17 protein-coding genes and 1 pseudogene are annotated in these 26,013 nt (G+C 37.5%); 6 read left to right on the top strand and 12 right to left on the bottom strand.

Annotated features, from left to right (window positions below; all coding sequences use genetic code 11):
- Positions 1–48: 48 nt before the first annotated feature.
- The 8 genes and pseudogenes from ppiD to FE813_RS00165 form a co-directional block, all read right to left on the bottom strand.
- Complete coding sequence (ppiD, locus tag FE813_RS00200; protein WP_139989016.1) at positions 49–1,917, bottom strand: peptidylprolyl isomerase; 1,869 nt, start codon at positions 1,915–1,917, stop codon at positions 49–51.
- A gap of 66 nt (positions 1,918–1,983) precedes the next feature.
- Positions 1,984–2,103: pseudogene (locus tag FE813_RS10740) on the bottom strand (hypothetical protein); the annotation flags it as partial.
- Positions 2,104–2,108: 5 nt separating this feature from the next.
- Positions 2,109–3,467 carry a tRNA uridine-5-carboxymethylaminomethyl(34) synthesis GTPase MnmE gene (mnmE, locus tag FE813_RS00190; RefSeq protein ID WP_139989015.1) on the bottom strand — a complete coding sequence of 453 codons (1,359 nt, stop codon included), beginning with the start codon at positions 3,465–3,467 and terminating at the stop codon, positions 2,109–2,111.
- A gap of 178 nt (positions 3,468–3,645) precedes the next feature.
- Complete coding sequence (gene yidC / locus FE813_RS00185) at positions 3,646–5,274, bottom strand: membrane protein insertase YidC (RefSeq protein ID WP_139989014.1); 1,629 nt, start codon at positions 5,272–5,274, stop codon at positions 3,646–3,648.
- Entirely contained in the window at positions 5,274–5,534 is a 261-nt protein-coding gene (yidD, locus tag FE813_RS00180; RefSeq protein WP_005627402.1) for a membrane protein insertion efficiency factor YidD, read from the bottom strand. Before yidD ends, yidC begins: the two co-directional genes overlap by 1 nt.
- Positions 5,498–5,857 carry a ribonuclease P protein component gene (gene rnpA / locus FE813_RS00175; RefSeq protein ID WP_046942052.1) on the bottom strand — a complete coding sequence of 120 codons (360 nt, stop codon included), beginning with the start codon at positions 5,855–5,857 and terminating at the stop codon, positions 5,498–5,500. Before rnpA ends, yidD begins: the two co-directional genes overlap by 37 nt.
- Before the next feature lie 12 nt (positions 5,858–5,869).
- Positions 5,870–6,004 carry a 50S ribosomal protein L34 gene (rpmH, locus tag FE813_RS00170; RefSeq protein WP_005539760.1) on the bottom strand — a complete coding sequence of 45 codons (135 nt, stop codon included), beginning with the start codon at positions 6,002–6,004 and terminating at the stop codon, positions 5,870–5,872.
- Between the two features lie 186 nt (positions 6,005–6,190).
- Complete coding sequence (locus FE813_RS00165) at positions 6,191–7,633, bottom strand: surface lipoprotein assembly modifier (RefSeq protein WP_118815752.1); 1,443 nt, start codon at positions 7,631–7,633, stop codon at positions 6,191–6,193.
- Between the two features lie 96 nt (positions 7,634–7,729).
- On the opposite strand from FE813_RS00165, the gene FE813_RS00160 reads away from it, so the two are divergent.
- The 6 genes from FE813_RS00160 (at position 7,730) to FE813_RS00135 (ending at position 20,981) form a co-directional block, all read left to right on the top strand.
- Entirely contained in the window at positions 7,730–9,577 is a 1,848-nt protein-coding gene (locus tag FE813_RS00160; protein WP_139989013.1) for a transferrin-binding protein-like solute binding protein, read from the top strand.
- 13 nt (positions 9,578–9,590) lie between these two features.
- Complete coding sequence (locus FE813_RS00155) at positions 9,591–12,281, top strand: lactoferrin/transferrin family TonB-dependent receptor (protein ID WP_139989012.1); 2,691 nt, start codon at positions 9,591–9,593, stop codon at positions 12,279–12,281.
- A gap of 192 nt (positions 12,282–12,473) precedes the next feature.
- Positions 12,474–13,838, top strand: a complete 1,365-nt coding sequence (dnaA, locus tag FE813_RS00150; RefSeq protein ID WP_139989011.1) for a chromosomal replication initiator protein DnaA — start codon at positions 12,474–12,476, stop codon at positions 13,836–13,838.
- Positions 13,839–13,850: 12 nt separating this feature from the next.
- Positions 13,851–14,951 (top strand): DNA polymerase III subunit beta, encoded by a 1,101-nt coding sequence (dnaN, locus tag FE813_RS00145; protein ID WP_139989010.1) that lies wholly within the window; start codon positions 13,851–13,853, stop codon positions 14,949–14,951.
- Position 14,952: 1 nt separating this feature from the next.
- Positions 14,953–16,035 (top strand): DNA replication/repair protein RecF, encoded by a 1,083-nt coding sequence (gene recF / locus FE813_RS00140; protein WP_139989009.1) that lies wholly within the window; start codon positions 14,953–14,955, stop codon positions 16,033–16,035.
- A gap of 236 nt (positions 16,036–16,271) precedes the next feature.
- Positions 16,272–20,981 carry a S6 family peptidase gene (locus tag FE813_RS00135; protein ID WP_139989008.1) on the top strand — a complete coding sequence of 1,570 codons (4,710 nt, stop codon included), beginning with the start codon at positions 16,272–16,274 and terminating at the stop codon, positions 20,979–20,981.
- Positions 20,982–21,096: 115 nt separating this feature from the next.
- On the opposite strand, the gene leuD is transcribed toward FE813_RS00135, so the two are convergent.
- The 4 genes from leuD to leuA form a co-directional block, all read right to left on the bottom strand.
- Positions 21,097–21,699: a 3-isopropylmalate dehydratase small subunit gene (leuD, locus tag FE813_RS00130; RefSeq protein ID WP_139989007.1), complete on the bottom strand. Its 603-nt coding sequence runs from the start codon at positions 21,697–21,699 to the stop codon at positions 21,097–21,099.
- A 10-nt stretch (positions 21,700–21,709) separates the two neighbouring features.
- The gene (leuC, locus tag FE813_RS00125; protein ID WP_139989006.1) at positions 21,710–23,119 is read right to left on the bottom strand and encodes a 3-isopropylmalate dehydratase large subunit; all 1,410 of its coding nucleotides are present in this window, start codon (positions 23,117–23,119) and stop codon (positions 21,710–21,712) included.
- 88 nt (positions 23,120–23,207) lie between these two features.
- Positions 23,208–24,284 carry a 3-isopropylmalate dehydrogenase gene (leuB, locus tag FE813_RS00120; RefSeq protein WP_139989005.1) on the bottom strand — a complete coding sequence of 359 codons (1,077 nt, stop codon included), beginning with the start codon at positions 24,282–24,284 and terminating at the stop codon, positions 23,208–23,210.
- Positions 24,285–24,367: 83 nt separating this feature from the next.
- Entirely contained in the window at positions 24,368–25,915 is a 1,548-nt protein-coding gene (gene leuA, locus FE813_RS00115) for a 2-isopropylmalate synthase (RefSeq protein ID WP_139989004.1), read from the bottom strand.
- Positions 25,916–26,013 lie beyond the last annotated feature (98 nt).

Genomic DNA, 26,013 nt, shown 5'->3' with positions numbered 1-26,013 from the left:
TTTACCGCACTTTTTATCAAAATTTATCTGAGATTGCAATTTAATCAATTATTGCTGCGCTTCATCATCTTGATTGATGAAAGAATCATTGACTTCAATTTTTGCTCTCTCACGCAATCCTTGCATTAATTGCGCTTGAACTTCTGCCTGACTTGTACGTAATAATTGAGCACTAAATTGGCTTAATTCTTTATCGTTAAGCACGCCGTCTTCTACTTTATTTAAAGCAATAATAACTACATCGCCTTTCTCATTACGAGCCACTTGGTAAACCACTTTACCTGATTCTGGTTTAGCAATTGAGAATACGCCATTTGTTAAAATTGGATCTTTATTTTCACTTAAAGTAAAAATTTGCTCACTTGAGAAATTAATTCCATCCACTTTCGATTCAGCATTTTCGCTTAATGCTTTCACCGCTTGTTGTGCTTTTTCATTTAAGACATTTTCAGCCTTCTGGCGTTTTAAGAACATTTCAATATCCGCTTTTGCATCTTCCAATGTTCTCACACCTTCAGGTTTGTGATCTAACACACGCACAACAATAGCGTGATAATCGCCAACATTCAAAGGCTCTGAATTAGCGCCACCGTTGGCAATATCAGATTCAAAAACGGCAGAAACTACATTAGGGAAATTTAATTCTGAAGGTACATTTTGACGAGAAAAATAACCGCTCTCTTGAACTTTAACACCTGCAACTTGTGCCGCAGCATTCAGTGATTTGCTATCTTCAAAAGCCTTATCACGCACTTGCTTTTCAATTGCGTAATAACGATTTTCTAATAAGGATTTACGCACTAAATCAGCAACCTGTGCTTTCACTTCATCTAAAGTTTGAGCTTTACGTTCTTGCACTAAAACAATATGGTAATTGCCATCCACATTGATTGGATGGCTATATTGCCCAACCTGCAACGCAGCTGCTGCATCTTCAAAGGCTTTTGGTAATTCATTCGCATTTACCCAACCCAAATCACCACCATTCTCACCAGAAACTTTATCTAAAGATTTAGCTTTAGCTACATCAGCGAAATTTGCACCTTTTTGTAATTCATCGTAAGTAACCTTAGCGTCTTGCTCATTTGCAAATTGAATATGTGCTAAACGCTGAGTCATAAATTGAGCTTTATTATCTTGATAATATTGCGCAATTTCTACATCTTTAACTTCGATACCTTTTTCGATTTGGCTACCTGAGAGATCAATATATTGAACCTTCACTTGTTCGGGCTGAACAAAAGATTTTTGATTAGCTTCATAATAAGCTTTAATTTCATCATCAGATACTGCTTGCTTTGCCATTTCATCAGCAAGAGATAATGTTGCTAAACGCGCTGAGCGCTTTTGAAAGAAAACTTCTGCGGTATTTTTTGCTTGAGCTGGCACAATAAACTCACTGTTAGCAACACCACTTTGCATTTGTTCAAGGGTTAATGCGCCACGCAAAATAGCCGCATAACCATCTGAACTTAAACGATTTTGTTGTAATACTTGTTGATAAACACCGTTATCAAATTTGCCATTAACTTGAAAATTAGGATCTGTCACGATTGCTCGTTTAATCATTTCATCACTGACGCCTAATTTTAATTCTTTCGCATATTGACGAAGCAATTCTTGATCAATCATTCGATTGATGGTGCTTTGACGAAGTGCGGTAACAAATTCAGGAGAATCTGACTGAGCCATAAATGCTTCGCCTTCGCGTTGTGCACGACTTTCAAATTCTTGGTTGTAGCGATTTAAAAAGTCTTGTTGCGAAATCACTTCACCATTAACTTTTGCAGCATAAGTATCATTTGAACTAGAAAGATAGCCAGACATACCGCCGACTAGAAACGATAAAGTAATCAAACCCAAAATAAACTTAGCAGCCTTTGAATTTGATAAATTGTGCATTTTTTCAATTAACATTCTATAACCCTTGTTATAAACATAAAATTTTTCCCGATTATAATCTAAACGTAGAAAATTAGCATCTTAAAAAGTGAAAACACCGTGCTCATAAAGCAAGCTAATACCAATTCCAATCAGCACTATTCCACCAAAAATCTCCGCTTTTGATCTAAATTTTTGCCCAAGAAAATGACCGCTCTTTACTCTTGCTATTTTCCAATACAGAAAGAGCTAAAAATATTACCTAGCAAATCATCTGATGTGAACTCACCTGTAATTTCACTCAAGTGAGCTTGTACTAAGCGTAATTCTTCAGCTAACAGTTCTCCTGCGTGAAATTCTGTAAGTTGAACCAAACCGATTTGTAAATGCTCTGCAGCTTTATCAAGTGCATCTAGATGACGACGACGAGCTAAAAAGCCCCCTTCCATACCAGTTTGAAAGCCCATTGCTTGTTTCAAATGTTCACGTAAAAGTTGTACACCATCATGCGTTTGAGCGGAAAGACTAATAATTTGATAACCGTCCTGTTCGATTTCGCTTGCTTGTTCGCCATTTAAATCTATCTTGTTTCGAACAATAGTGACAGGCAATGTTGTGGGTAATTTTGCTAAAAATTCTGACCGCACTGTGCTTAAATCTGCACTTTCAGGATCGCTACTATCTAACATCAAAATAATACGATCGGCTTGTTCAATTTCCCTCCATGCGCGAGAAATGCCAATGCGCTCGACTTCATCGGTTGCATCTCGAAGACCCGCGGTGTCAATAATATGCAATGGCATGCCGTCTATATGAATATGCTCTCGCAATACATCGCGTGTTGTACCCGCAATATCCGTTACGATAGCCGCTTCGCGACCAGCAAGCGCATTAAGCAAGCTCGATTTGCCTGCATTCGGACGACCGGCAATCACCACTTTCATACCTTCACGTAAAATAGAACCTTGTTTGGCTTCTGAGCGAACATCTTCCAACTGATTAATAATTCCGCGTAAGTTTGCTTCAATTTTTCCATCCGCCAAGAAATCTATTTCTTCATCAGGAAAATCAATGCTCGCTTCTACATAGGTGCGTAAGTAAATAACCGAATCAACTAACTCATTTACTTTCTTTGAAAATTCACCTTGCAAAGATTTTAATGCTGAGCGTGCGGCTTGTTCTGATGTTGCATCAATTAAATCCGCAATCGCTTCCGCTTGAGCAAGATCCAATTTATCATTCAAAAAAGCTTGTTCAGAAAACTCACCTGGTCTCGCCAAACGGATTCCATCAATTTGCAAAATACGTTTGAGTAATAAATCTAATACAACCTGCCCACCGTGACCTTGCAATTCCAATACATCCTCACCAGTAAATGAATTTGGTGATTTGAAGTAAAGAGCAATCCCTTGATCTAAAACAGTGCCATCAGCATCTTTAAAAGGGAGATAATCAGCCATTCTTGGCTTAGGACATTTCCCCAACACCGCTTGTGCAACTTCTGTTGCTAAAGGCCCAGAGACTCTTAAAATCCCAATACCACCACGACCTGGCGCAGTAGCTTGAGCAACGATTGTTTCTTTCATAAAAAACCTACTATCACGTAGAGTAAGTATACTCTAGACTAATCGTAATATTACCCTATTGAGAAAATGCATATGTTGACCAACAGCGCTATTACTATCATTAACTGTGGACACAGTTACCACGACTGATAAAACAAAGAAAGGCACTTTTGGTGCCTTTCTTTCCATTCATTTAAGATTATTTCTTACGAGAATGTAATCCTTTTTTCTCTAATCCACGGTAAATTAATTGCTGTTGTGCAATTGTAATTAAGTTAGAAACTAACCAATACAACACTAAACCAGCAGGGAACCATAAGAAAAAGAACATAAAGACTAATGGCATAAAGTTCATCACTTTTTGCTGCATTGGATCCGCTACTGGTGTTGGCGACATTTTTTGCAACAAGAACATTGAGATACCCATTAAAATAGGGAAAATATAATAAGGATCTTGTGCTGATAAATCTTGAATCCAACCAAAGAACGGAGCATGGCGTAATTCAACAGCTTCCATAAATGTCCAATACAATGCAATGAAGATTGGCATTTGAAGAAGAATTGGCAAACAACCACCAAGTGGATTTACTTTTTCTTCTTTATAAAGTTTCATCATTTCTTGGCTCATACGTTGGCGATCATCACCAAAACGCTCACGCATTTCTTGCATTTTAGGTTGCAACATACGCATTTTAGCCATTGAAGTATATTGTGCTTTCGTAAGTGGATACAAAATTGCTTTCACCACGATTGTTACACAGATAATCGCTAAGCCCCAGTTAGATACAATCCCTTGAATAAAGGTTAATAACCAGAATAACGGTTTAGCAATAAACCAAGCCCAACCGTAATCAACTGTTAAATCTAAATGATTTGCTACCGCAGCCATTTGATTTTGAAGTTTAGGGCCTGTCCATAAAGAACTTGTAATCGTCTCTTGACCACCAGCAGGAATTGTCACAACTGGACCACGATAACCGATTGAAGCGACGTTATTTTTAGTATCTGTAATTGTGTAAAGTTGATTATTTACATCTTGATTAGGAATCCAAGCCGATACGAAATAATGTTGTAATACTGCAACCCAACCAGCTTTAGTATCAATAGAAAGATTATTATCCTTCATATCGCCAAAACTATATTTTTTATAGTTAGTTTCTGAAGAAGAATATGCGCCACCAGTATAAGTTGGCATTGCGACATTACCAGAGCTTTCAACAATAGAATGTTTTAATTGACCATAAGGCTCTACTTCAATGGCTTGACCACTTTGGTTATTAATCTTGTAATCCACACCTAAATCGTAACTACCACGTTTTAATACGAAGATTTTTTGATAAGTCACACCATCTTTTTCAAAAAGAAGAGGCACAGAAAGAGACTCTTGACCATCTGCTAATTTAAAATTATCACCTTCAATTTGATATTGCGCACGACCAGAACGAGTATCGATACCGTTTTTACCAATTAAACCACTTTGTGCAATATACACATGTTCTTTGGTATCTTTTAATAACTCAAACGGTGTTTTTGAATCCAATTCTGCATCATATTTTAGTAATTCAGAACTAATTACATCACCGCCTAAAGTATCAACTTTCAAACGGAATACATCGTTTTCAAGGGTAATAATACGGCCATGAGTTTGAGAATCTGCTACGACTTGTGAATTAGAAGAAGGAGAACTTGCCGGAACATCAGAATTGGCAGTCATTGAAGTTGTTTGCTCAGTTGGCACTTGTGGATTTTTATCCAACTGCCATTGCTGATAAACAAGGAAAGAAATAAAAATTAGCGCTAACACTAATAGGCTACGTCTTGAGTCCATTATTTTTTCTCATCGTTATTATTGATTTTAGGTGGAACAGGATCGAATCCACCAGCGTTCAAGGGGTGACATTTTAATACACGTTTTAGAGTAAGCCAACTACCTTTTAACAATCCATGTGTTTTTAACGCTTCAATGCCATAGCAAGAACAAGTAGGTACAAACCGACAACGCGGCCCGATAAGAGGACTAATAACAACTTGATAGAAACGAATAAATCCAATTAAGATTTTTGCACCAAACGAATGTGTCGTTGCCATAATTTTTCTAAGATTTGCACAAAAGAGCTATTATCAAGCTTACCAATACCACCTTTTGCAACAAAAACAAAATCACATGCAGGTAAACGATGTTGCGATAAACGAAAACTTTCTCGTACTAAGCGTTTAATACGATTACGATCATGAGCTCGTTTTAAATGTTTTTTAGCCACAGTCAAACCTAAGCGAGGATGCTCAAGATTATTTTTTCTGGCAAGGATGGTTATTTCTGGAGTGCTAGCTCTGAACGGTTGTTCGAAGACATTTTTAAATTGAATGGGAGTTAACAAACGTAACTCCCTTGAAAAGTTCAGCTTAACCACTAAGAACGGTGATTATGCAGATAAACTTTTACGACCTTTAGCACGACGACGCGCTAAAACTTGACGGCCATTTTTAGTTGCCATACGAGCACGGAAACCGTGAGTACGACTACGTTTTAATACAGAAGGTTGAAATGTACGTTTCATTGTAATCTACCTAAATCCAGATTATGAGTTAATAAAAATAGAGCGCAATTTTAATCATAAAATACGCGTTCGTCAAATAAGAAACGGAAATTTTTTAAAAAAACTTCAAACTAATATTAAAAATATAGTGCATGCACATTGACAATGTTAGAGATAACTCAACAGTTAGTTTACAACTGTTCAACCTTAAAATGTTTTTCCAATTTCGAGATAAATTCTATTTTTATCATAACGATAAAAAGCATGATTACTAGTGGATTTTTGATAATCCCACGATAATTTGGGTGTTAACCCCATAAAATGTATATTTCGATGCCATAAAGTAATTGTAGTTGTGTATTCACGATTTTTTTGCTGTATACCAATAAAATCTTTCTCTCTGTACACTCGATTAGCATAACTAAAAGTAAAACGTGATGAAATACCATGAGACCAATCCTGCCCCCAACCAAGTCTCAATGTCTTTTGTTGATAAGCATTATCTAATGCTTGTGTATTTTCTCGATGAAAATCCATTCCAACAAACCAAAATTGGGTGCTTTTAGGTAAATAAAATAATGTTGATGAAACGAAATAATAATCACCATCTAAATGTTTTCGGATTTTATAACGAGATTTTCCATACTCAAGTGCGGTGGAAATTTGCCAAGTTTTACTTAGCCAATCTACCATTTCTAAACGAATACCTAATTTATCCGCATATTGCTTCATTATATTCGTTCCAGAGCTACCGCCTGCATACCAGCGTTTTTCTTTAAAAGGAATCAACGAGACTTCAACTGAGGCAGTTTGATAGCCTAAACCACCACCTATACGCAAAGTAGCCTCATTGTATTTTTTATTATCCCAATAATATTTTCCATTCCCATTAAACATAGTTTTACTAAAAAAATGATCTGCCCACGGCCATTTTTTTTCTACCGATAAAGAATACCCTACCCCCTGCCCACTTTCTTTTTTCCAAGCGGTCCAATTACCAATTTTTGTGCCACTTTTGGGAGCATTATTTAAATTATCGTCATTTAAAAAATTTAATCCTACTTGCCATATCCATTGATTTCGCTGATTTAGTGTTAAAAGATACTGATCAATAACACCTAAAAATTTTTCATCATCTACCTCTGTACGTAATTTTTCAAAGTGAATTTTGGCAGATTCATTTTCATAGTTAAAAAATAGGGTTTGAGCTAATTGATAGCGTAAAGGTAGTAAAGATGCGTCTCGAGCGAATAATTCACGATAATAAGCAATAGATTGAGTTAAATCACCTTGTTCACGAGCTTCAATAGCCTTTGCCCAAGTTAGTAAGAAATTATCTTGCTGAGGAAATTGTTTATATAGTGGTAATAACAGTTGAACTGCCTGAGTGTTATTTTGATATAAAGCAAGAATTAACCCACGCAAAACAAGTCTTGGATGTTGTGCTAATTGGCTTTTGGATAGAGAAATAATATGCCTATTTGAAATCTCTTGGGGTATAGAAGAAAAAGATGAAGTTTTTAATTCCGCACTTTGAATTGTATTTGTCAATATATCATTTTTAGGACGTGCAACTTCTGCCCAAGCTACATTCGTTAATGATAAGCCCATTAATGATAGGAAGGAAACCTGCTTTATACAATTTTTCATATTTTATCCATATTCTTAAGAAACTCTGAGTTGACATTATTACAGAAAAATATCGATAATACGAATAATTGTTATTTGAATAAAGGATGTAATTCTATGAAATCTGTTTCTCTTATCACCGGTGGACTTTCCTTTTTATTAAGTGCCTGTAGCGCAGGGGGAGGTGGTTCTTTTGATGTAGATAACGTCTCTAATACCTCCTCTTCTAAACCGAATTATCAAGACGACACTTCAAATTCAAGAACAAAATCTAATTTAGATCAGTTGTTCATTCCTTCTTTAGGAGGAGGAATGAAGTTAGTTGCTCAAAATATGCATTTTAAAGCAAGCAAAGAACCAAGCTTATTGAATGATTATGTTGTTTTAACAGGGCTTTCCTCAATAGCAAAGGATGTTGAAAATAACAATAAAAACGGGGATAACCCAATTGGTTCAATAGAGGAACCTTTGGCAATAAATGCCACAAAAAATCATCATGGGCAGAGATATGTATATTCGGGTCTTTATTATATTCCATCGTGGAGTCTAAGGGATTTACCAAACAACAAGTTTTATTCAGGTTACTATGGATATGCGTATTACTTTGGAAATCAAACTGCCTCTACATTGCCTATAAATGGCGTAGCTAAATATAAAGGGACTTGGGATTTTATTACTGCAACTCAAAAAGGCAAGAATTATGAATTGTTAAGAAATTCTGGCGGTCAAGCTTATTCTAGACGTAGTGCAACGACTAGCGATATGGATTTAGAAGTTGAAAATAATGAGGGAAGAGAAAAAGGGCTAGTGAGTGAATTTAGTGCAGATTTTGGGACTAAAAAACTGACAGGAGAACTGTTTTATACCCAAAGCAAAAATAATAATCAAGAATATAAAAAGGAAAAACTCTATGATATTAACGCCGATATTTATAGTAATAGATTCAGAGGTAAAGTAAATCCGACCCAAAAAGATTCTGAAAAACATCCCTTTACCAGTGAGGGAGTCTTAGAAGGTGGTTTTTATGGACCTAACGGCGAAGAATTAGGAGGAAAGTTTTTAGCTGACGATAAACGAGTTTTTGGAGTATTTAGTGCCAAAGAAACGCCAGAAAACTCAAAATTATCCAAAGAAACCTTAATTGATGGCAAACTAACTACTTTCTCTACTAAAACAACTGACACCACCAACTTTATTACGAAAGATATACCAAGTTTTGGTGAAGCTGATTACCTTTTAATTGATAATTATCCCATTCCGCTTTTACCTGAAAATACAGGTGACTTCGTAACGAGTAAACATCACGATATTGGAAATAAAAGCTATAAAGTGGAAGTATGTTGCAATAATCTAAACTATGTAAAATTTGGTATGTATTATGAGGATAAACCTACCAAAGATAAAAACAACGCAAACCAAACAGAGCAATACCACCAATTTTTGTTAGGCCATCGTACTGCCAATGCCGAAATACCTAAAAAAGGAAGTGCAAAATATCATGGTAGTTGGTTTGGTTATATTAGTGATGGTACGACATCTTACTCCACTACCGGAGATAAACAACGAGATAAAAGTGGTGTTTCTGATTTTGATGTTAATTTTGACAATAAAACATTAAAAGGTGAGTTAAAACGTGCAGACACGCAAAATACCGTTTTTAACATTGATGCTACCTTTAAAAATAGTGGTAATGCCTTCACTGGTACAGCAACTGCAAAAGATTTAGTAATAGATGGTAAAAACAGTCAAACTCAAAATGCCCCAATTAATATTACAACTGATGTTAATGGTGCATTTTATGGACCTCATGCTTCCGAATTAGGAGGATACTTCACCTATAACGGAAAAAATACTGCAACTACAAATTCTGAGAATTCCTCAATCGCAGCCCCATCATCCAATTCAGAAAATGCAAGAGCGGCAGTTGTCTTTGGTGCTAAACATCAAATCGAAAAAACAAAATAGAGAGGAACTGAAAATGACTAAAAAATCCTATTTTTGCTTAAGCATGCTCTCTTGCATTTTAATTTCACACTATGCAAAAGCAGAAACTAAAAGTACGAAAGACACTGAATTAGAAACTATATCAGTCACTGCAGAAAAAGTAAGAGATCGTAAAGATAATGAAGTAACAGGCCTCGGAAAAATTATCAAAACTAGCGAAAGTATTAGCCGAGAACAAGTATTAAACATTCGTGAGCTAACACGCTATGATCCAGGCATTTCAGTTGTAGAACAAGGTCGCGGTGCAAGCTCTGGGTATTCTATTCGTGGTATGGACAGAAATAGAGTTGCTTTATTAGTAGATGGTTTACCTCAAACGCAATCTTATGTAGTCCAAAGCCCTTTAGTTGCTCGTTCAGGATATTCTGGCACTGGTGCAATTAATGAAATTGAATATGAAAATGTAAAAGCCGTCGAAATAAGCAAAGGGGGCAGTTCTTCTGAGTATGGTAATGGAGCACTAGCTGGTTCTGTAACATTTCAAAGCAAATCAGCAGCCGATATCTTAGAAGGAGACAAATCATGGGGAATTCAAACTAAAAATGCTTATTCAAGCAAAAATAAAGGCTTTACCCATTCTTTAGCTGTAGCTGGAAAACAAGGGGGATTTGAAGGGGTCGCTATTTACACTCAACGAAATTCGGAGGAAACACAAATCCATCCAGACGCATTAAAAGGAGTACAAAGTTATGATCGATTAATCGCTAAAACAGATACATCTTCGGGGTACTTTGTGATGGAAAATGAGTGTCCAAATGGTTATAACAATTGCAAAACCTCAGCCAAACCACCTGCGACTTTATCCTCCCAAAGAGAAACTGTAAGTGTTTCAGATTATACGGGGGCTAACCGTATCAAACCTAATCCAATGAAATATGAAAGCCAATCTTGGTTTTTAAGAGGAGGTTATCATTTTTCTGAACAACACTATATTGGTGGTATTTTTGAATTCACACAACAAAAATTTGATACCCGAGATATGACATTTCCAGCTTATTTAAGCCCAACAGAAGGAAGGGATTTAAGCAGTCGTTCTTTTTATCCAATGCAAGATTATGGTGCATATCAACATATTGATGATGACCGAGGCGTTAAATATGCGAGTGGGCTTTATTTCGATGAACACCATAGAAAACAGCGTGTAGGTATTGAATATATTTACGAAAATAAGAACAAATCTGGAATCATTGACAAAGCAGTGTTAAGTGCTAATCAACAAAACATCATACTTGACAGTTATATGCAACATACGCATTGCAGTCTTTATCCTAATCCAAGTAAGAATTGCCGCCCAACACTTGATAAACCTTATTCATACTATCATTCTGATAGAAATGTTTATAAAGAAAAACATAACATGTTGCAATTGGATTTAGAGAAAAAAATTCAACAAAATTGGCTTACTCACCAAATTGTCTTCAATCTTGGTTTTGATGACTTTACTTCAACGCTTCAGCACAAAGATTATTTAACTCGACGTGTTATCGCTACGGCAAATAGTATTTCAGAGCAAGCTGGTGAAACAAGAAGAAATGGTTTCTCCTCACAACCTTACTTATATCCGAAACCAAATGCATATTTTGCAGGACAAGATTTTTGTGATTATCAAGGTAACTCCTCTAATTACAGAGACTGTAAAGCTCGATTAATTAAAGGGAAAAATTATTATTTTGCAGCACGCAATAATATGGCATTAGGGAAATACGTTGATTTAGGTTTAGGTATTCGGTATGACGTATCTCGTACAAAAGCTAATGAATCAACTATTAGTGTTGGTAAATTTAAAAATTTCTCTTGGAATACTGGTATTGTCATAAAACCAACCGAATGGCTTGATCTTTCTTATCGCCTTTCTACTGGGTTTAGAAATCCTAGTTTTGCTGAGATGTATGGATGGCGGTATGGTGGCAATAATGCTGATGTTTATGTAGGTAAATTTAAGCCTGAAACATCTCGTAACCAAGAGTTTGGTATCGCTCTAAAAGGGGACTTTGGTAATATTGAGATCAGTCATTTTAGTAATGCTTATCGAAATCTTATCGCCTTTGCTGAAGAACTTAATAAAAATGGAGTTGGAAAGGGCAATTATGGATATCATAATGCACAAAATGCAAAATTAGTTGGCATAAATATAACTGCGCAATTAGATTTTAATGGTTTATGGAAACGTATTCCCTACGGTTGGTATGCAACATTTGCTTATAACCGAGTAAAAGTTAAAGATCAAAAAATCAATGCTGGTTTAGCCTCCGTAAGCAGTTATTTATTTGACGCTATTCAACCCAACCGTTATATCTTTGGTTTAGGCTATGATCATCCAAGTAATACTTGGGGAGTAAATGCTATCTTTACCCAATCAAAAGCAAAATCTCAAAGTGAATTGCTAGGACAACGTGCATTAGGTAGCAATTCAAGGGATATAAAATCAACAAAAAAACTTACTCGGGCATGGCATACCTTAGATGTATCAGGTTATTACATGGTGAATAAAAATATTATGCTTCGATTAGGGATATATAATTTATTCAACTATCGTTATGTCACTTGGGAAGCTGTACGCCAAAGTGCACTAGGAGCGGTCAATCAACATCAAAATGTTGGTAACTATACTCGCTACGCAGCACCAGGACGAAACTATACCTTAACATTAGAAATGAAATTCTAAATTAAAGTGCGCCAGATGGACTAGACATGCTATATCTATACCTTACTGGCGCATCTTTTTCTGTTCTATAATCTGGTTAAGTGAAAAACCAAACTTGGATTTTTTTAGAAGATCTTTCCACGCATTTATTGTAAAATCTCCGCCAATTTTTACCGCACTTTTCTCTATTACAAAAACAACAAGGATCCTTTTGTGTATCTCTCAAATCTTTGGCAAAGTTGCCTGTTACAACTTCAAGATCAAGTTTCAGCCAGCGATCTTAGCACTTGGCTTCGTCCTTTACAGGCTGATGTGGTGGCGGATAACCACATTGTTTTATATGCTTCTAATATGTTTGTGAAAGGTTGGGTGGAAACTCATTATCTCGTACAAATCCAGCAAATTTGTCAAACACTTGCACAAAATCCTGAACTTCGCATTTCTTTAAAAGAAGGGGTCAAACCTACACCCAAAGTAGTGGAAAGTGCACCAAGTGGCAATCCTAAAACAGAAAGTGCGGTAGATTTTCAAGCTGAATCTAATGCTTCAGTAAAATTTGAATCCCATCTAAATACTAAACACTTATTTGATAACTTTGTTGAAGGTAAATCGAACCAACTCGCACGTGCAGTCGGTCAAAAACTTGCTCAAGCACCAGGCGAACCCTCAGCCAATCCTTTCTTTTTATATGGTGGTACAGGCTTAGGGAAAACCCACTTGTTACACGCGATTGGCAACGGAATTTTAGCCAATAAACCGAATGCGCGCGTGCTTTACATTCACGCAAATAACTTTATGCAACATATGGTAAAAGCAGTGCGTGATAATAAAATGGATCAGTTCAAAAAATTCTATCGTTCTCTCGATGCACTTTTAGTAGATGACATTCAATTTTTCGCTGAAAAAGAAAAAACCCAAGAAGAATTCTTCCATATATTCAATAACTTATTTGAAACTGGTCGCCAAATTATCTTAACATCCGATCGTTATCCTAAAGAAATTGAAAAAATTGAAGAACGTTTAAAATCACGTTTTGGCTGGGGCTTAACAACAGCCATTGAGCCGCCCGATCTTGAAACGCGTGTGGCGATTTTATTGAAAAAGGCGGAAGAACATAATATGAACTTACCAGAAGAAGTCGCTTTCTTCATTGCTCAACGCTTACGTACCAATGTGCGTGAACTCGAAGGGGCGTTAAATCGAGTGAAAGCAATGCAAGACTTCAAAGGCGGTGACATTGATATTGATTTCGTGCGTGACACCTTAAAAGATATTTTGGCTCTGCAAGAACGCTTGGTTACCATTGAAAATATTCAAAAAGTGGTGGCTGAATATTATCGAATTAAGGTTTCAGATTTAAAATCAAAAAGTCGTGCGCGTTCAGTGACTCGTCCACGCCAAATTGCAATGGCCTTAGCAAAAGAATTAACAAACCGCAGTTTGCCTGAAATCGGTCGCGCATTTGACCGTGATCACACGACCGTATTAAACGCTTGTCGCGAAGTCCCAAAATTCCGCGAACAAGACAATAGTATTCAAGAAGATTGGGCGAATTTAATCCGCACTTTGTCCGCATAAAAGGAGAACGCAATGCAATTTAGTATTTCAAGAGAAAATTTATTAAAACCGTTGCAACAAGTATGTGGCGTATTGAGTAATCGTCCAAACATTCCTGTATTAAACAACGTGTTGTTACAAATTGAAGACAATCGATTGACTATCACAGGGACAGATTTAGAAGTCGAATTATCGAGTCAAACTCAGCTTTCATCATCTTCTGAAAATGGCACCTTCACGATTCCAGCAAAAAAATTCTTAGATATTTGCCGCACTTTATCTGATGATTCAGAAATCACAGTTACTTTTGAAGAAGACCGTGCATTAGTACAATCTGGGCGTAGCCGTTTTACACTTACAACTCAACCTGCAGAAGAATATCCAAACCTCACGGATTGGCAGTCTGAAGTAGATTTTGAACTACCGCAAAATACCTTGCGCCGTTTAATTGAAGCCACTCAATTTTCCATGGCAAACCAAGATGCGCGCTATTTCTTAAATGGCATGAAGTTTGAAACTGAAGGCAATTTATTGCGTACTGTGGCGACAGATGGCCATAGACTTGCGGTGTGCACCATCTCGCTTGAACAAGAATTACAAAATCATTCTGTGATTTTACCGCGTAAAGGCGTGTTAGAACTCGTTCGTTTATTAGAAACAAGCGATGAGCCAGCACGTTTACAAATCGGTACTAACAATTTACGTATCCACTTAAAAAACATTGTGTTTACATCAAAATTAATTGATGGTCGTTTCCCTGACTATCGCCGAGTGTTGCCTCGTAATGCAACAAAAATTGTCGAAGGCAGCTGGGAAATTCTTAAACAAGCCTTTGTTCGCGCCTCAATTTTATCGAATGAGCGTGTGCGTAGCGTGCGTTTAAACTTAAGCGAAAACCAACTAAAAATTACCGCCTCCAACACCGAGCACGAAGAAGCGGAAGAAATCATAGATGTAAATTACAATGGCGAAGAATTAGAAGTGGGCTTTAATGTGACCTATATTCTTGATGTTTTAAATGCGCTTAAATGCAATCAAGTTCGCATGCGCTTAACTGATGCCTCTTCTAGTTGCTTAATTGAAAACTGCGAAGACAGCAGCAGCGAATATGTAATTATGCCAATGCGTTTATAATATGGCGATTTCGCGCTTACTGGTCGAAAAATTTCGTAACTTAACAGCCGTCGATCTGAATTTTGATCCCGGCTTTAACTTTTTGGTCGGCAACAATGGCAGCGGGAAAACAAGCTTATTAGAAGCCATTTTTTATCTTGGTCACGGACGCTCATTCAAAAGTGCGGTAACAAATCGCATCATTTCTTACGACGAACCTCACTTTACCTTATTTGGACAAATCCAAGAAAGCCAACATCAATGGTCAGTGGGATTACAAAAACTTCGTCAAGGCAACACGTTAGTAAAAATTAACGGCGAAGATGGCAATAAAATTTCCGATCTTGCTCATCTTTTGCCAATGCAATTAATCACCCCAGAAGGCTTAACCTTACTGAATGGTGGGCCAAGTTATCGACGAGCATTTTTAGATTGGGGACTTTTTCACCATCAAACAAGTTTTTATGCTGCTTGGAGCAACCTTAATCGATTACTCAAACAAAGAAATGCAGCGCTTACACAAAACCAACCCTACTCTGCTATTAAAGTTTGGGATGTCGAGCTTGCTAAACTCGCTCATCAAGTGAGTCAATGGCGTGCCGAATATGCAGAAGCACTACGCCCTGAAATCGAGCAAACTTGCCAACTTTTCCTCCCCGAATTAGAAATTAATGTCAGCTTTCATCAAGGATGGGAAAAAAATAGGGATTACTCTGAGATTCTTGAGCAAAATTTTGAACGAGATCGCGCCTTAAATTACACATTTTCTGGCCCTCAAAAAGCTGATTTTCGTTTCAAAGCACAAGGGTTGCCAGTGGAAGATGTGCTTTCTCGTGGACAACTTAAACTTTTAATGTGCGCATTGAGGCTGGCTCAAGGCGAGCATTTAATGAAAGAAAAACAACGCCATTGTATTTTTTTGATCGATGATTTTGCATCGGAATTGGATCAATATAAGCGAGCGCTGTTGGCAGAACGGTTACAACAAAGCGGTTCACAAGTGTTTGTTACAGCCATTACTCAAGAACAACTAAAAGAGATGCAAGTCGAAAACAGAAAAATGTTTTCTGTCGATAATGGCATAATTAAGACATTGATTAGATAAAAGTGCGGTGAAAAATAATTAAATTTTTAAAAGTTAGAAATAATTATCATTAGCTAGTAATTTATTGGTGAATATGATTCACTTTTTAAACAATTTATGGTAAAAAAACGCCCCTAAAATAAAGCTGGCAAATTAACACCGCAACACATCTCCAAGATTTGAATCACCTCATAGCCGTATATAAAACTGGTCCTGTCAAATCTACTTTTTAAAATCAATTTATAAGGACAGCCAACATGCTAAATAAAAAATTCAAACTTAATTTTATTGCCCTAACTGTCGCCTATGCACTAACCCCTTATACAGAAGCCGCGTTAGTTAGAAACGATGTTGATTATCAAATATTCCGTGATTTTGCTGAAAATAAAGGAACGTTCTCTGTGGGTGCAATAAATGTTCTGGTAAAAGATAAAAATAATAAAGATTTAGGCAGTGCCTTACCTAACGGTATTCCGATGATTGACTTTAGTGTAGTGGATGTGAATAAACGCATTGGCACATTAGTGAATCCGCAATATATTGTGAGCGTAAAACACGCTAGTGGATATATGAATGACTTTTATTTTGGACATTATAATGGTCACCGCGATGTTTCTGACAATGAAAATAAATATAGTGTGGTAACACAAAATAATGATAAACCAAATGAAAGTTGGAATTATCAAAAACGTATTAATGACTATAATATGCCTCGTTTAAATAAATTTGTAACCGAGGTTGAGCCAATAACACCAACATTAGCAGGTGGAGGGATAGATACTTATAAAGATAAAGAAAAATATCCTCACTTTGTCAGAATTGGAGCAGGAACACAATTTATTTATGAAAAAAATAAATTTTATAGTACTGTGGCTGACAAAAAAACTGAAAGCGGTAACGATATTGAGTTTCTAGCTGAAGCATATCGTTATGCTATCGGAGGTACACCTTACAAGGAAATAAATATTGATAAAGTTGAAACAAAAGAAGGACTAATTGGTTTTGGTGATAGTCAGAAAACAAATCTTGATGCAAAAATTTTACTCTCACAAGATTCCCTAACCAACTACGGTGTATTAGGCGATAGTGGTTCACCTTTATTTGCTTTTGATAAACAACAAAACAAATGGATCTTCATAGGGCCTTATACTTATTGGGCAGGCTATGGGAAAAAATCTTGGCAGGAGTGGAATATTTATAAAAAAGACTTTGCTAATACTATTCATGCAAAAGATAACGCTGAACATGTTCCTTTCTCTAGAACTGAGTATCACTGGACTATTAGTGATAACTTAAGTTCAATTAAAAATGCCCAAAAAACAATTTTAGTCAAACTCCCAAATTCTAACACTCCACTCGTTAATTATCAGAAAGAAGAAAACGAAAATACTGGACAGAATGTAATTTTTGAAGGAAATAATAACTATCAAAGCACGCTTGTTTTAGAAAATAATATCAATCAAGGTGCCGGCGGTTTATTCTTTAAAGGAAACTACGACGTTAAAGGAAAAACACACGACATAACTTGGTTAGGCGGTGGGATTGACATTGCAGAAGGCAAAAAAGTTATTTGGCATCTCAAAAATCCGAAAGATGACAAACTGGCAAAATTAGGAAAAGGAACGCTCGAAATTAAAGGCACGGGAGAAAATCAAGGAGAGCTTAAAGTAGGAGATGGTGTAGTAATCTTAAATCAACAGCCATCAAGCGGAAAAGTACAAGCTTTTTCACAAGTAGGAATTGTGAGTGGGCGTTCTACTGTGGTGCTAAATAGTGCCAATCAAATTAACCCTAATAACATTTATTTTGGTTTCCGTGGTGGTCGATTAGATATCAATGGCAACAATCTAACTTTTGAACATATACGTAATGTTGATGATGGCGCAAGAGTGGTTAATCATAATATGACCAACGCCTCAAATATAACGATAACAGGAACTAGATTAATTACAGATCCAAGTAAAATTTATATATATAATGTTCAAATTGACAACGATGATGAGGATGAATCTTATCGTTTTATTCATCCTCCTGTACCAGAAGGTAAAGATCTATATTTTAATTCTAAATGTTATAGCTATTACGCTCTAAAACATGGTGGTAGTACTAGATCTGAAATGCCTTGTAATAATTCAAGTAATTCTGATTGGGCATTTATGGGGAATTCTAAAAATGATGCCCAAAAGAAAGCCATGGAATACATCAACAATAACCGTATGAATGGTTTTAGTGGTTATTTTGGTGAAGAAGTCGGTAAAAAGGCAAATGGTGAACTAAATGTCACTTTCAATGGCACAACCAATCAAAATCGCTTTTTGTTGACAGGCGGAACAAACCTTAACGGTGAATTAAAAGTTGAAAAAGGTACATTATTCCTTTCCGGCAGACCAACACCACACGCAAGAGATATTGCTAATATTTCTTCAACGGAAAAAGATCAACACTTTACTGAAAATAATGAAGTGGTGGTAGAAGATGACTGGATTGACCGCACTTTTAAAGCAACCTCAATGAAAGTGAATGGCAATGCCACCCTTTATTCAGGACGCAATGTTGCAAATATTACTTCTAATGTCACAGCCTCAGATAATGCGCAAGTGCATATTGGCTATAAAGCTGGCGATGCAGTTTGTGTGCGTTCTGACTATACAGGCTATGTAACTTGTACTAACAACAAATTATCTGATAAAGCATTCAAAAGTTTTTCACCTACCAATATGCACGGAGATATAAATTTAACAGGTAATTCTGTGTTTACATTAGGTAAAGCTAATCTATTCGGTACAATTCACAGCGCAGAACAAAGTGCGGTGCATTTTGAGCCAAATAGTCAATGGCATTTAACCGGGAATAGCCAAGTTAACCAATTAGTAATGAATGGGGGGGATATTCATCTTAATGCTAATAATGCCCTAGAAACCACAACGGCTTACAACCAATTAACCGTAAATAATCTTTCAGGACAAGGGAGATTCTATTATTTCACCGATTTAAGCCACCAACAAGGCGATAAGGTCGTGGTAAATCAGTCCGCAAGCGGTCAATTTACCCTTCACGTTCGCAATAAAACAGGTGAACCAAAATACGATGCGTTGGAATTATTTAATGCTTCCACAGCACAGCGCAATAATTTAACTTTAACGCTAGATGGAGGAAAAGTCGATTTAGGTGCCTACAGTTATACACTTCAAGAAAAAGATGGAGTATGGCGACTTTATAATCCAAAAATTGAGGAAGAAATTAAAGCAAAACAGTTGGCTAAACGAACGGATGAACCTCAAAATACGCCTGTGCCAGAGGCACCAAATGCGGCTAGTTCAAACCAAAACGATCCTAATTTTAGTCGTACAGAAATTGGCAACTCAACTAAAATTGAAGCACCTCAATTCGTGATGCTTACTTATAAAGATCCTAACGGAAATATTTTAGCTGAAACAGTCGTATTAAAAACTTCATTTGATGAAAATACTGCGAAGAACCAAAAATCTTTTACAGGCTTAATTGTAGATTCAATTAAACCAAATGGTACCAATGCTTATGTGATCACCTATAAAAAAGATGACACGCAAGCATTAGCCGAAGCCGCACGTCAAGCGGAAGAGGCTAGCAGAGCAGAAGAAGCTCGTAAAGCTGAAGAAGCTCGTAAAGCTGAAGAAGCTCGTAAAGCTGAAGAAGCTCGTAAAGCTGAAGAAGCTCGTAAAACTGAAGAAGCTCGTAAAGCTGAAGAAGCTCGTAAAGCTGAAGAAGCTCGTAAAGCTGAAGAAGCTCGTAAAGCTGAAGAAGCTCGTAAAGCTGAAGAAGCTCGTAAAGCTGAAGAAGCTCGTAAAGCTGAAGAAGCTCGTAAAGCTGAAGAAGCTCGTAAAGCTGAAGAAGCTCGTAAAGCTGAAGAAGCTCGTAAAGCTGAAGAAGCTCGTAAAGCTGAAGAAGCTCGTAAAGCTGAAGAAGCTCGTAAAGCTGAAGAAGTTCGTAAAGCTGAAGAAGCTCGTAAAGCTGAAGAAGTTCGTAAAGCTGAAGAAGTTCGTAAAGCTGAAGAAGTTCGTAAAGCTGAAGAAGTTCGTAAAGCTGAAAAATTACCTCAGAATGAACAACGCGATCTCATTAGTAAAAATACCAATGCTGTACTTTCTGACTCAATGGCAAAAGCACAATTTGTTGCATTAAATGTTGGAAAAGCGATTTCTCAACATATTAATCAACTAGAAATGAATAATGAGGGGCAATATAGCATTTGGGTATCTAATTCTTCGATGAACGAAAATTATTCCTCAAGCCAATATCGTCGTTTTAGTTCTCAAAGTGTAAGAAGCCAATTAGGCTTAGATAAATCTGTGAGGAAAAATATTCAACTAGGCGGTATATTGACTTATGTTCGAAATAGTAACAACCTTGATGAGGCAACAAGTAAAACTACTCTAGCACAAGTTAATTTCTATTCTAAATATTATGCGGATAATCATTGGTATTTGGGCATTGATTTAGGCTACGGCAAGTTCCAAAGCAACCTACAAACCAATAATAATGCTAAATTTGATCGTCATACAACACAAATAGGCTTAATAGCTGGTAAAGCATTTAACATAGGGAATTTTGGAGTTAAACCAAGTGTAGGCATTCGTTATAGCTACTTATCAAGCTCTAATTTTGCATTAGGTCAAGATCGCATTAAAGTAAACCCTATATCCGTCAAAACAACCTTTGCTCAACTTGATTTAAGTTATACCTATAACTTAGGCGAGTTTTCTATTACACCAATTTTATCTGCTCGATATGATGTAAATCAAGGAAACGGAAAAATTAATGTAAATGGATATGATTTTTCTTACAACGTTGAAAATCAACAACAATATAATGCTGGCCTTAAATTGAAATACCATAATGTAAAATTAAGTTTAATTGGCGGATTAACAAAAGCGAAACAAGCAGAGAAACAAAAAGCTGCTGAAGTAAAACTAAGTTTTAGTTTTTAATACGCCTATTTGAATTAGCGTTATAAACGACAAAGCCCTGTGTATTACAGGGCTTTCTTTTTGAATTAAATTCAGTGATTAAGTGCGGTGAAAAATCACCGCACTTTTATCTTTTTTAGCGCAAGAACGCTGGGATGTTTTTCTCGTATTCTGCGATTTTGTCTTCGTGTTGAAGGGTTAAACCGATATTATCCAAGCCGTTTAATAAACAATGACGGCGGAATTCATCCAGTTCAAAGTGATAGACTTTGTCACCTACGGTTACGGTCATGGCTTCCAAATCCACATGGATTTGTTTGCCTTCATTTGCCCACACCCATTGGAAGATTTCTTCTACTTCTGCTTCGCTTAAACGAATCGGTAACATATGGTTATTTAAGCTGTTGTTGTAGAAAATATCTGCAAAACTTGGTGCGATCATCACTTTGAAACCGTAATCGGCTAATGCCCAAGGTGCGTGTTCACGAGACGAACCACAGCCGAGGTTTTTACGCGCTAATAAAATGGTCGCGCCTTGATATTGTGGATAATTCAATACGAAATCTGGATTTGGCTTGGTGCCTTCCACATCCAAATAACGCCATTCATGGAATAAGTGTTTACCGAAACCTACGCGGGTAATCGCTTGTAAGAATTGTTTTGGAATAATCGCATCCGTGTCCACGTTTGCCGCATCCAATGGCACTACTAAGCCTGAAAGTTGTTTAAATCCTGCCATTTTCTGCTCCTTAGTTTAATGTTACATCACGAATATCAACGAATTTACCAAACATTCCCGCAGCTGCTGCCATAGCAGGACTCACCAAGTGAGTCCGACCATTACGGCCTTGGCGACCTTCAAAGTTACGGTTTGAAGTGGAAGCACAACGTTCCCATTCACCTAAACGGTCATCGTTCATCCCTAAACACATTGAGCAGCCTGGATTACGCCATTCAGCACCTGCCTCAATAAAGATTTTATCCAAGCCTTCTTTTTCTGCTTGTTCTTTCACTAAACCGGAACCTGGTACCACTAAAATCCGTTTTACATTGTCGGCTTTTTTACGACCTTTCATCACTGCCGCTGCTGCGCGTAAATCTTCAATGCGCGAGTTGGTGCAAGATCCAATAAATACTTGATCGATTTTAACCTCCTTTAAATCAGTGCCAGCTTCTAAGCCAATATAATGTAAGGCTTTTTCCGCCGAAGCACGTTGTACAGGATCTGCCATTTCTTGCGGATTTGGTATGGTTTCATTCACAGAAATTACCTGCCCTGGGTTTGTCCCCCAAGTGACTTGTGGTGCGATGTCTTTTGCTTCTAGTGTTACCACGGTGTCAAATTGTGCATCATCGTCAGATTTTAAGGTTTTCCAATAAACAACGGCATCATCCCAATCTTTACCTTTTGGTGCATGTGGACGATCTTTTAAATATTCAAATGTAGTTTCATCTGGTGCGATTAAGCCAGCTTTCGCGCCCATTTCAATCGCCATATTACAAACGGTCATACGGCCTTCCATGGAAAGATCACGAATGGCTTCACCGCAAAATTCCACCACATGGCCTGTACCGCCCGCCATGGTGGTTTTACCGATAATGGCAAGAATAATATCTTTTGCGGTAATGCCTGGCGCCACTTTGCCACGTACTTCAATTTTCATACTTTTTGCACGGGCTTGTTTTAAGGTTTGTGTCGCTAACACGTGTTCTACTTCGGAGGTACCAATACCAAATGCCAAGGCACCGAATGCACCGTGGGTAGCGGTATGAGAGTCACCACAAACGATAGTCATGCCTGGTAAGGTTAAGCCTTGTTCAGGCCCCATCACATGTACGATTCCCTGCTCTTTCGTTGTCATATCAAATAATTTGATACCCGTCGCTTTGGTATTTTTATCAAGTTCTAACACTTGGATTTTCGCTTGTCCTTCAAGTTTGTTCACATCACGTACTTGAGTAGAAATGCTGTGATCCATTGTGCCAAAAGTTTTATTCACTTGGCGCACTTGGCGCCCCGCAACACGTAAACCATCAAAGGCTTGCGGACTAGTCACTTCATGGATCAAATGGCGGTTAATATACAAAATCGGTGTTTCGCCCTCTGCTTCATACACAATGTGCGAATCAAATAATTTTTCGTAAAGAGTTTTTGCCATAATATTTCTCAATTCGTTAGAGGCTTTTGTTAGGGTAAGTGCGGTTAAAATCCGAGGTATTTTTGAACCGCACTTTCATTGTTTTTTATTAGATTACGTCAGCAATCAATGTGCCCATTTCCGCAGTTAAAACAGGCGCAGAATCATCGGCTAAATCACCCGTACGGTGACCATTTGCTAAGACTAGCTGTACCGCATTTTCAATGGCATCCGCTGCTTCATTTAAGTTGAAACTGTAACGTAACATCATTGCAGCAGAAAGAATTTGTGCGATTGGGTTAGCAATGCCTTTGCCTGCAATATCAGGTGCTGAACCGCCAGCTGGCTCATATAAGCCGAAACCTTCTTCATTTAAGCTAGCAGATGGCAACATCCCCATAGAACCTGTGATCATCGCCGCTTCATCAGAAATAATATCACCGAAAATGTTAGAACAGAGTAGCACATCGAAAGACTCAGGTGCTTTGATTAATTGCATGGTCGCATTGTCGATATAAATGTGATCTAAGGTGACTTCAGGGTAGTCTTTCGCCACTTCAGTGACGGTTTCTCGCCATAAGATTGAAGCTTGTAATACGTTAGCTTTATCCACAGAAGTGACGTGTTTACGACGTTTCATTGCCGCATCAAAAGCCGCTCGTGCAATGCGTTCGATTTCATATTTGTAATAAACTTCAGTATCGAATGCTTTAGTTTGTGCACCTTCACCTTCACGGCCTTTAGGCTGACCGAAATAAATTCCGCCTGTTAATTCGCGAACCACTACCATATCAAAACCTTTTGCGGCAATATCTGCACGTAATGGGCAAAATTTTTCTAATCCTTTATAAAGAGTTGCAGGACGAAGATTGCAGAATAATTTGAAATGTTTACGCAATGGTAATAATGCACCACGTTCCGGTTGTTGATCTGGTGGTAAATTTGTCCATTTAGGGCCACCCACAGAACCAAACAAAATCGCATCCGCTTCATCACAGCCTTGTAAAGTTTCTGCTGGTAATGGACAACCACAATGATCAATGGCCGCTCCCCCAACAAAAAACTCCTTAAAGTTAAGTTTAAAACCGAATTTTTCTTGGACTTTGTTTAATACTTTAATGGCTTCAGCCATTACTTCCGGACCGATACCGTCCCCTGGTAGAACTGCGATGTTGTATGATTGCATATTATTTTTCCTTTTTCTTTCACACTAAAGTGCGGTTAATTTTTTCATATTTTCTCCCCTCTTTGCTAAAGAGGGGAATTAGGTTAATGATGTTTGTGGCTTTTAATGTCTGCCACTTTATGTGCACGATAAATGGCATTAATTGCATGAACTAAAGCAAGTGCGGAAGATTCAACGATGTCTGTTGCTAAACCAACGCCATGGAATTTACGGCCTTCGTGTTCAATCACGATATCCACCTGACCTAACGCTTCAGCACCTTCGCCTTTGGCGGTTAAGTTATAGTGGGACATTTTGATTTCTAAGCCAGTTAAATTTAAGATGGCGTTGTAAACCGCATCGACCGGCCCGTTACCTCCAATTGACGAAGTACTTAATTTATTGCCATCTAATTCCACTTGAACAAAAGCGGTTGCTGGATATTCTTTCGTTGAATGCGCTGAAAGTTTATCTAATACCAAACGATCTTCATCGCCTTGTTGCATATCGATGAACGCCAATGCTTCTAAGTCATAATCGAATACCTGACCTTTTTTATCCGCTAATTTTAAGAAAGCATCATACAATTTATCCAAATCATAATCTTGTTCGTTATAGCCCATATCCGTCATATGACCTTTTACCGCTGCGCGACCAGAACGTGCGGTTAAATTCAATTTTTCTTTTTTCAAACCGATAGTTTCTGGAGACATGATTTCGTAGGTATTTTTGTTTTTCAACATACCATCTTGATGGATGCCAGAAGAATGAGCAAAAGCATTTGATCCTACAATGGCTTTATTCGGTTGAATCGGCATATTGCAAAGTTGGCTAACCATTTGACTAACACGGTGAATTTCTTGAGTATTGATACGAGTATCTACGCCCATAAATTCTTGGCGAACTTTCATTGCCATCACAACTTCTTCCAAAGCGGTATTGCCTGCGCGCTCGCCAATACCGTTGATAGTACATTCAATTTGGCGAGCACCATTTTGTACTGCAGTTAAGGAGTTGGCTGTTGCCATACCTAAGTCATTGTGGCAGTGCACAGAAATCACAGCTTTGTCGATATTTGGCACGCGGTTGCGTACTTGAGCAATGATATTGCCGTATTCGTTTGGTAAGCAGAAACCGACGGTATCTGGAATGTTTACGGTGGTCGCACCCGCATTAATTGCAGCTTCAACAATGCGACAGATATTATCAATACCTGTACGGCCGGCATCTTCGCAAGAGAACTCAACATCATCCGTATAATTACGTGCACGTTTCACTGCTGCAACAGCCATTCCTACCACATCATCAAAAGAACGTTTTAATTTCGCTTCAACATGCAATGCGGAACTTGCAATAAAAGTATGAATACGGAATGCCTCAGCGACTTTCAATGCCTCGTATGCTGCATCAATGTCTTTATCTACGGCTCGAGATAATGCGGCAACACGAGAGTTTTTGATATGACGCGCAATGGTTTGAACAGACTCAAAATCTCCTTGAGAAGAAACGGGGAACCCCACTTCCATTACATCCACGCCTAAACGTTCAAGTGCTAAAGCAATCTGTAATTTCTCTTTTACCGTCAAACTTGCTTTTAATGCCTGTTCCCCATCACGCAATGTGGTATCAAAAATAATAACGCGATCTGTCATAATTTATATCCTTCTTAAATCACTCCGAAAGTGCGGTACATTTTCCTGTATTTTTTAGACAAAAAACCCGCAACTTATAAAGTGCGGGTTTAAAATTG

Origin of the sequence: Haemophilus seminalis (assembly GCF_006384255.1) — a bacterium.
In the GTDB taxonomy this organism is placed as follows: Bacteria; Pseudomonadota; Gammaproteobacteria; order Enterobacterales; family Pasteurellaceae; genus Haemophilus; species Haemophilus seminalis.
Note: the sequence above shows the minus strand (reverse complement) of the source record. Positions and strands in the feature narration are given on the sequence as shown.

What these genes read in the sequence shown, in the direction of transcription:
- mnmE (WP_139989015.1), bottom strand. Translation starts at nt 3,467, where the DNA reads ATGAAAGAAACAATCGTTGCTCAAGCTACTGCGCCAGGTCGTGGTGGT.
- leuB (WP_139989005.1), bottom strand. Translation starts at nt 24,284, where the DNA reads ATGCAATCATACAACATCGCAGTTCTACCAGGGGACGGTATCGGTCCG.
- FE813_RS00160 (WP_139989013.1), top strand. Translation starts at nt 7,730, where the DNA reads ATGAAATCTGTTTCTCTTATCACCGGTGGACTTTCCTTTTTATTAAGT.
- FE813_RS00165 (WP_118815752.1), bottom strand. Translation starts at nt 7,633, where the DNA reads ATGAAAAATTGTATAAAGCAGGTTTCCTTCCTATCATTAATGGGCTTA.
- leuC (WP_139989006.1), bottom strand. Translation starts at nt 23,119, where the DNA reads ATGGCAAAAACTCTTTACGAAAAATTATTTGATTCGCACATTGTGTAT.
- ppiD (WP_139989016.1), bottom strand. Translation starts at nt 1,917, where the DNA reads ATGTTAATTGAAAAAATGCACAATTTATCAAATTCAAAGGCTGCTAAG.
- yidC (WP_139989014.1), bottom strand. Translation starts at nt 5,274, where the DNA reads ATGGACTCAAGACGTAGCCTATTAGTGTTAGCGCTAATTTTTATTTCT.
- dnaN (WP_139989010.1), top strand. Translation starts at nt 13,851, where the DNA reads ATGCAATTTAGTATTTCAAGAGAAAATTTATTAAAACCGTTGCAACAA.
- rpmH (WP_005539760.1), bottom strand. Translation starts at nt 6,004, where the DNA reads ATGAAACGTACATTTCAACCTTCTGTATTAAAACGTAGTCGTACTCAC.
- recF (WP_139989009.1), top strand. Translation starts at nt 14,953, where the DNA reads ATGGCGATTTCGCGCTTACTGGTCGAAAAATTTCGTAACTTAACAGCC.
- leuD (WP_139989007.1), bottom strand. Translation starts at nt 21,699, where the DNA reads ATGGCAGGATTTAAACAACTTTCAGGCTTAGTAGTGCCATTGGATGCG.
- FE813_RS00135 (WP_139989008.1), top strand. Translation starts at nt 16,272, where the DNA reads ATGCTAAATAAAAAATTCAAACTTAATTTTATTGCCCTAACTGTCGCC.
- FE813_RS00155 (WP_139989012.1), top strand. Translation starts at nt 9,591, where the DNA reads ATGACTAAAAAATCCTATTTTTGCTTAAGCATGCTCTCTTGCATTTTA.
- yidD (WP_005627402.1), bottom strand. Translation starts at nt 5,534, where the DNA reads ATGGCAACGACACATTCGTTTGGTGCAAAAATCTTAATTGGATTTATT.
- leuA (WP_139989004.1), bottom strand. Translation starts at nt 25,915, where the DNA reads ATGACAGATCGCGTTATTATTTTTGATACCACATTGCGTGATGGGGAA.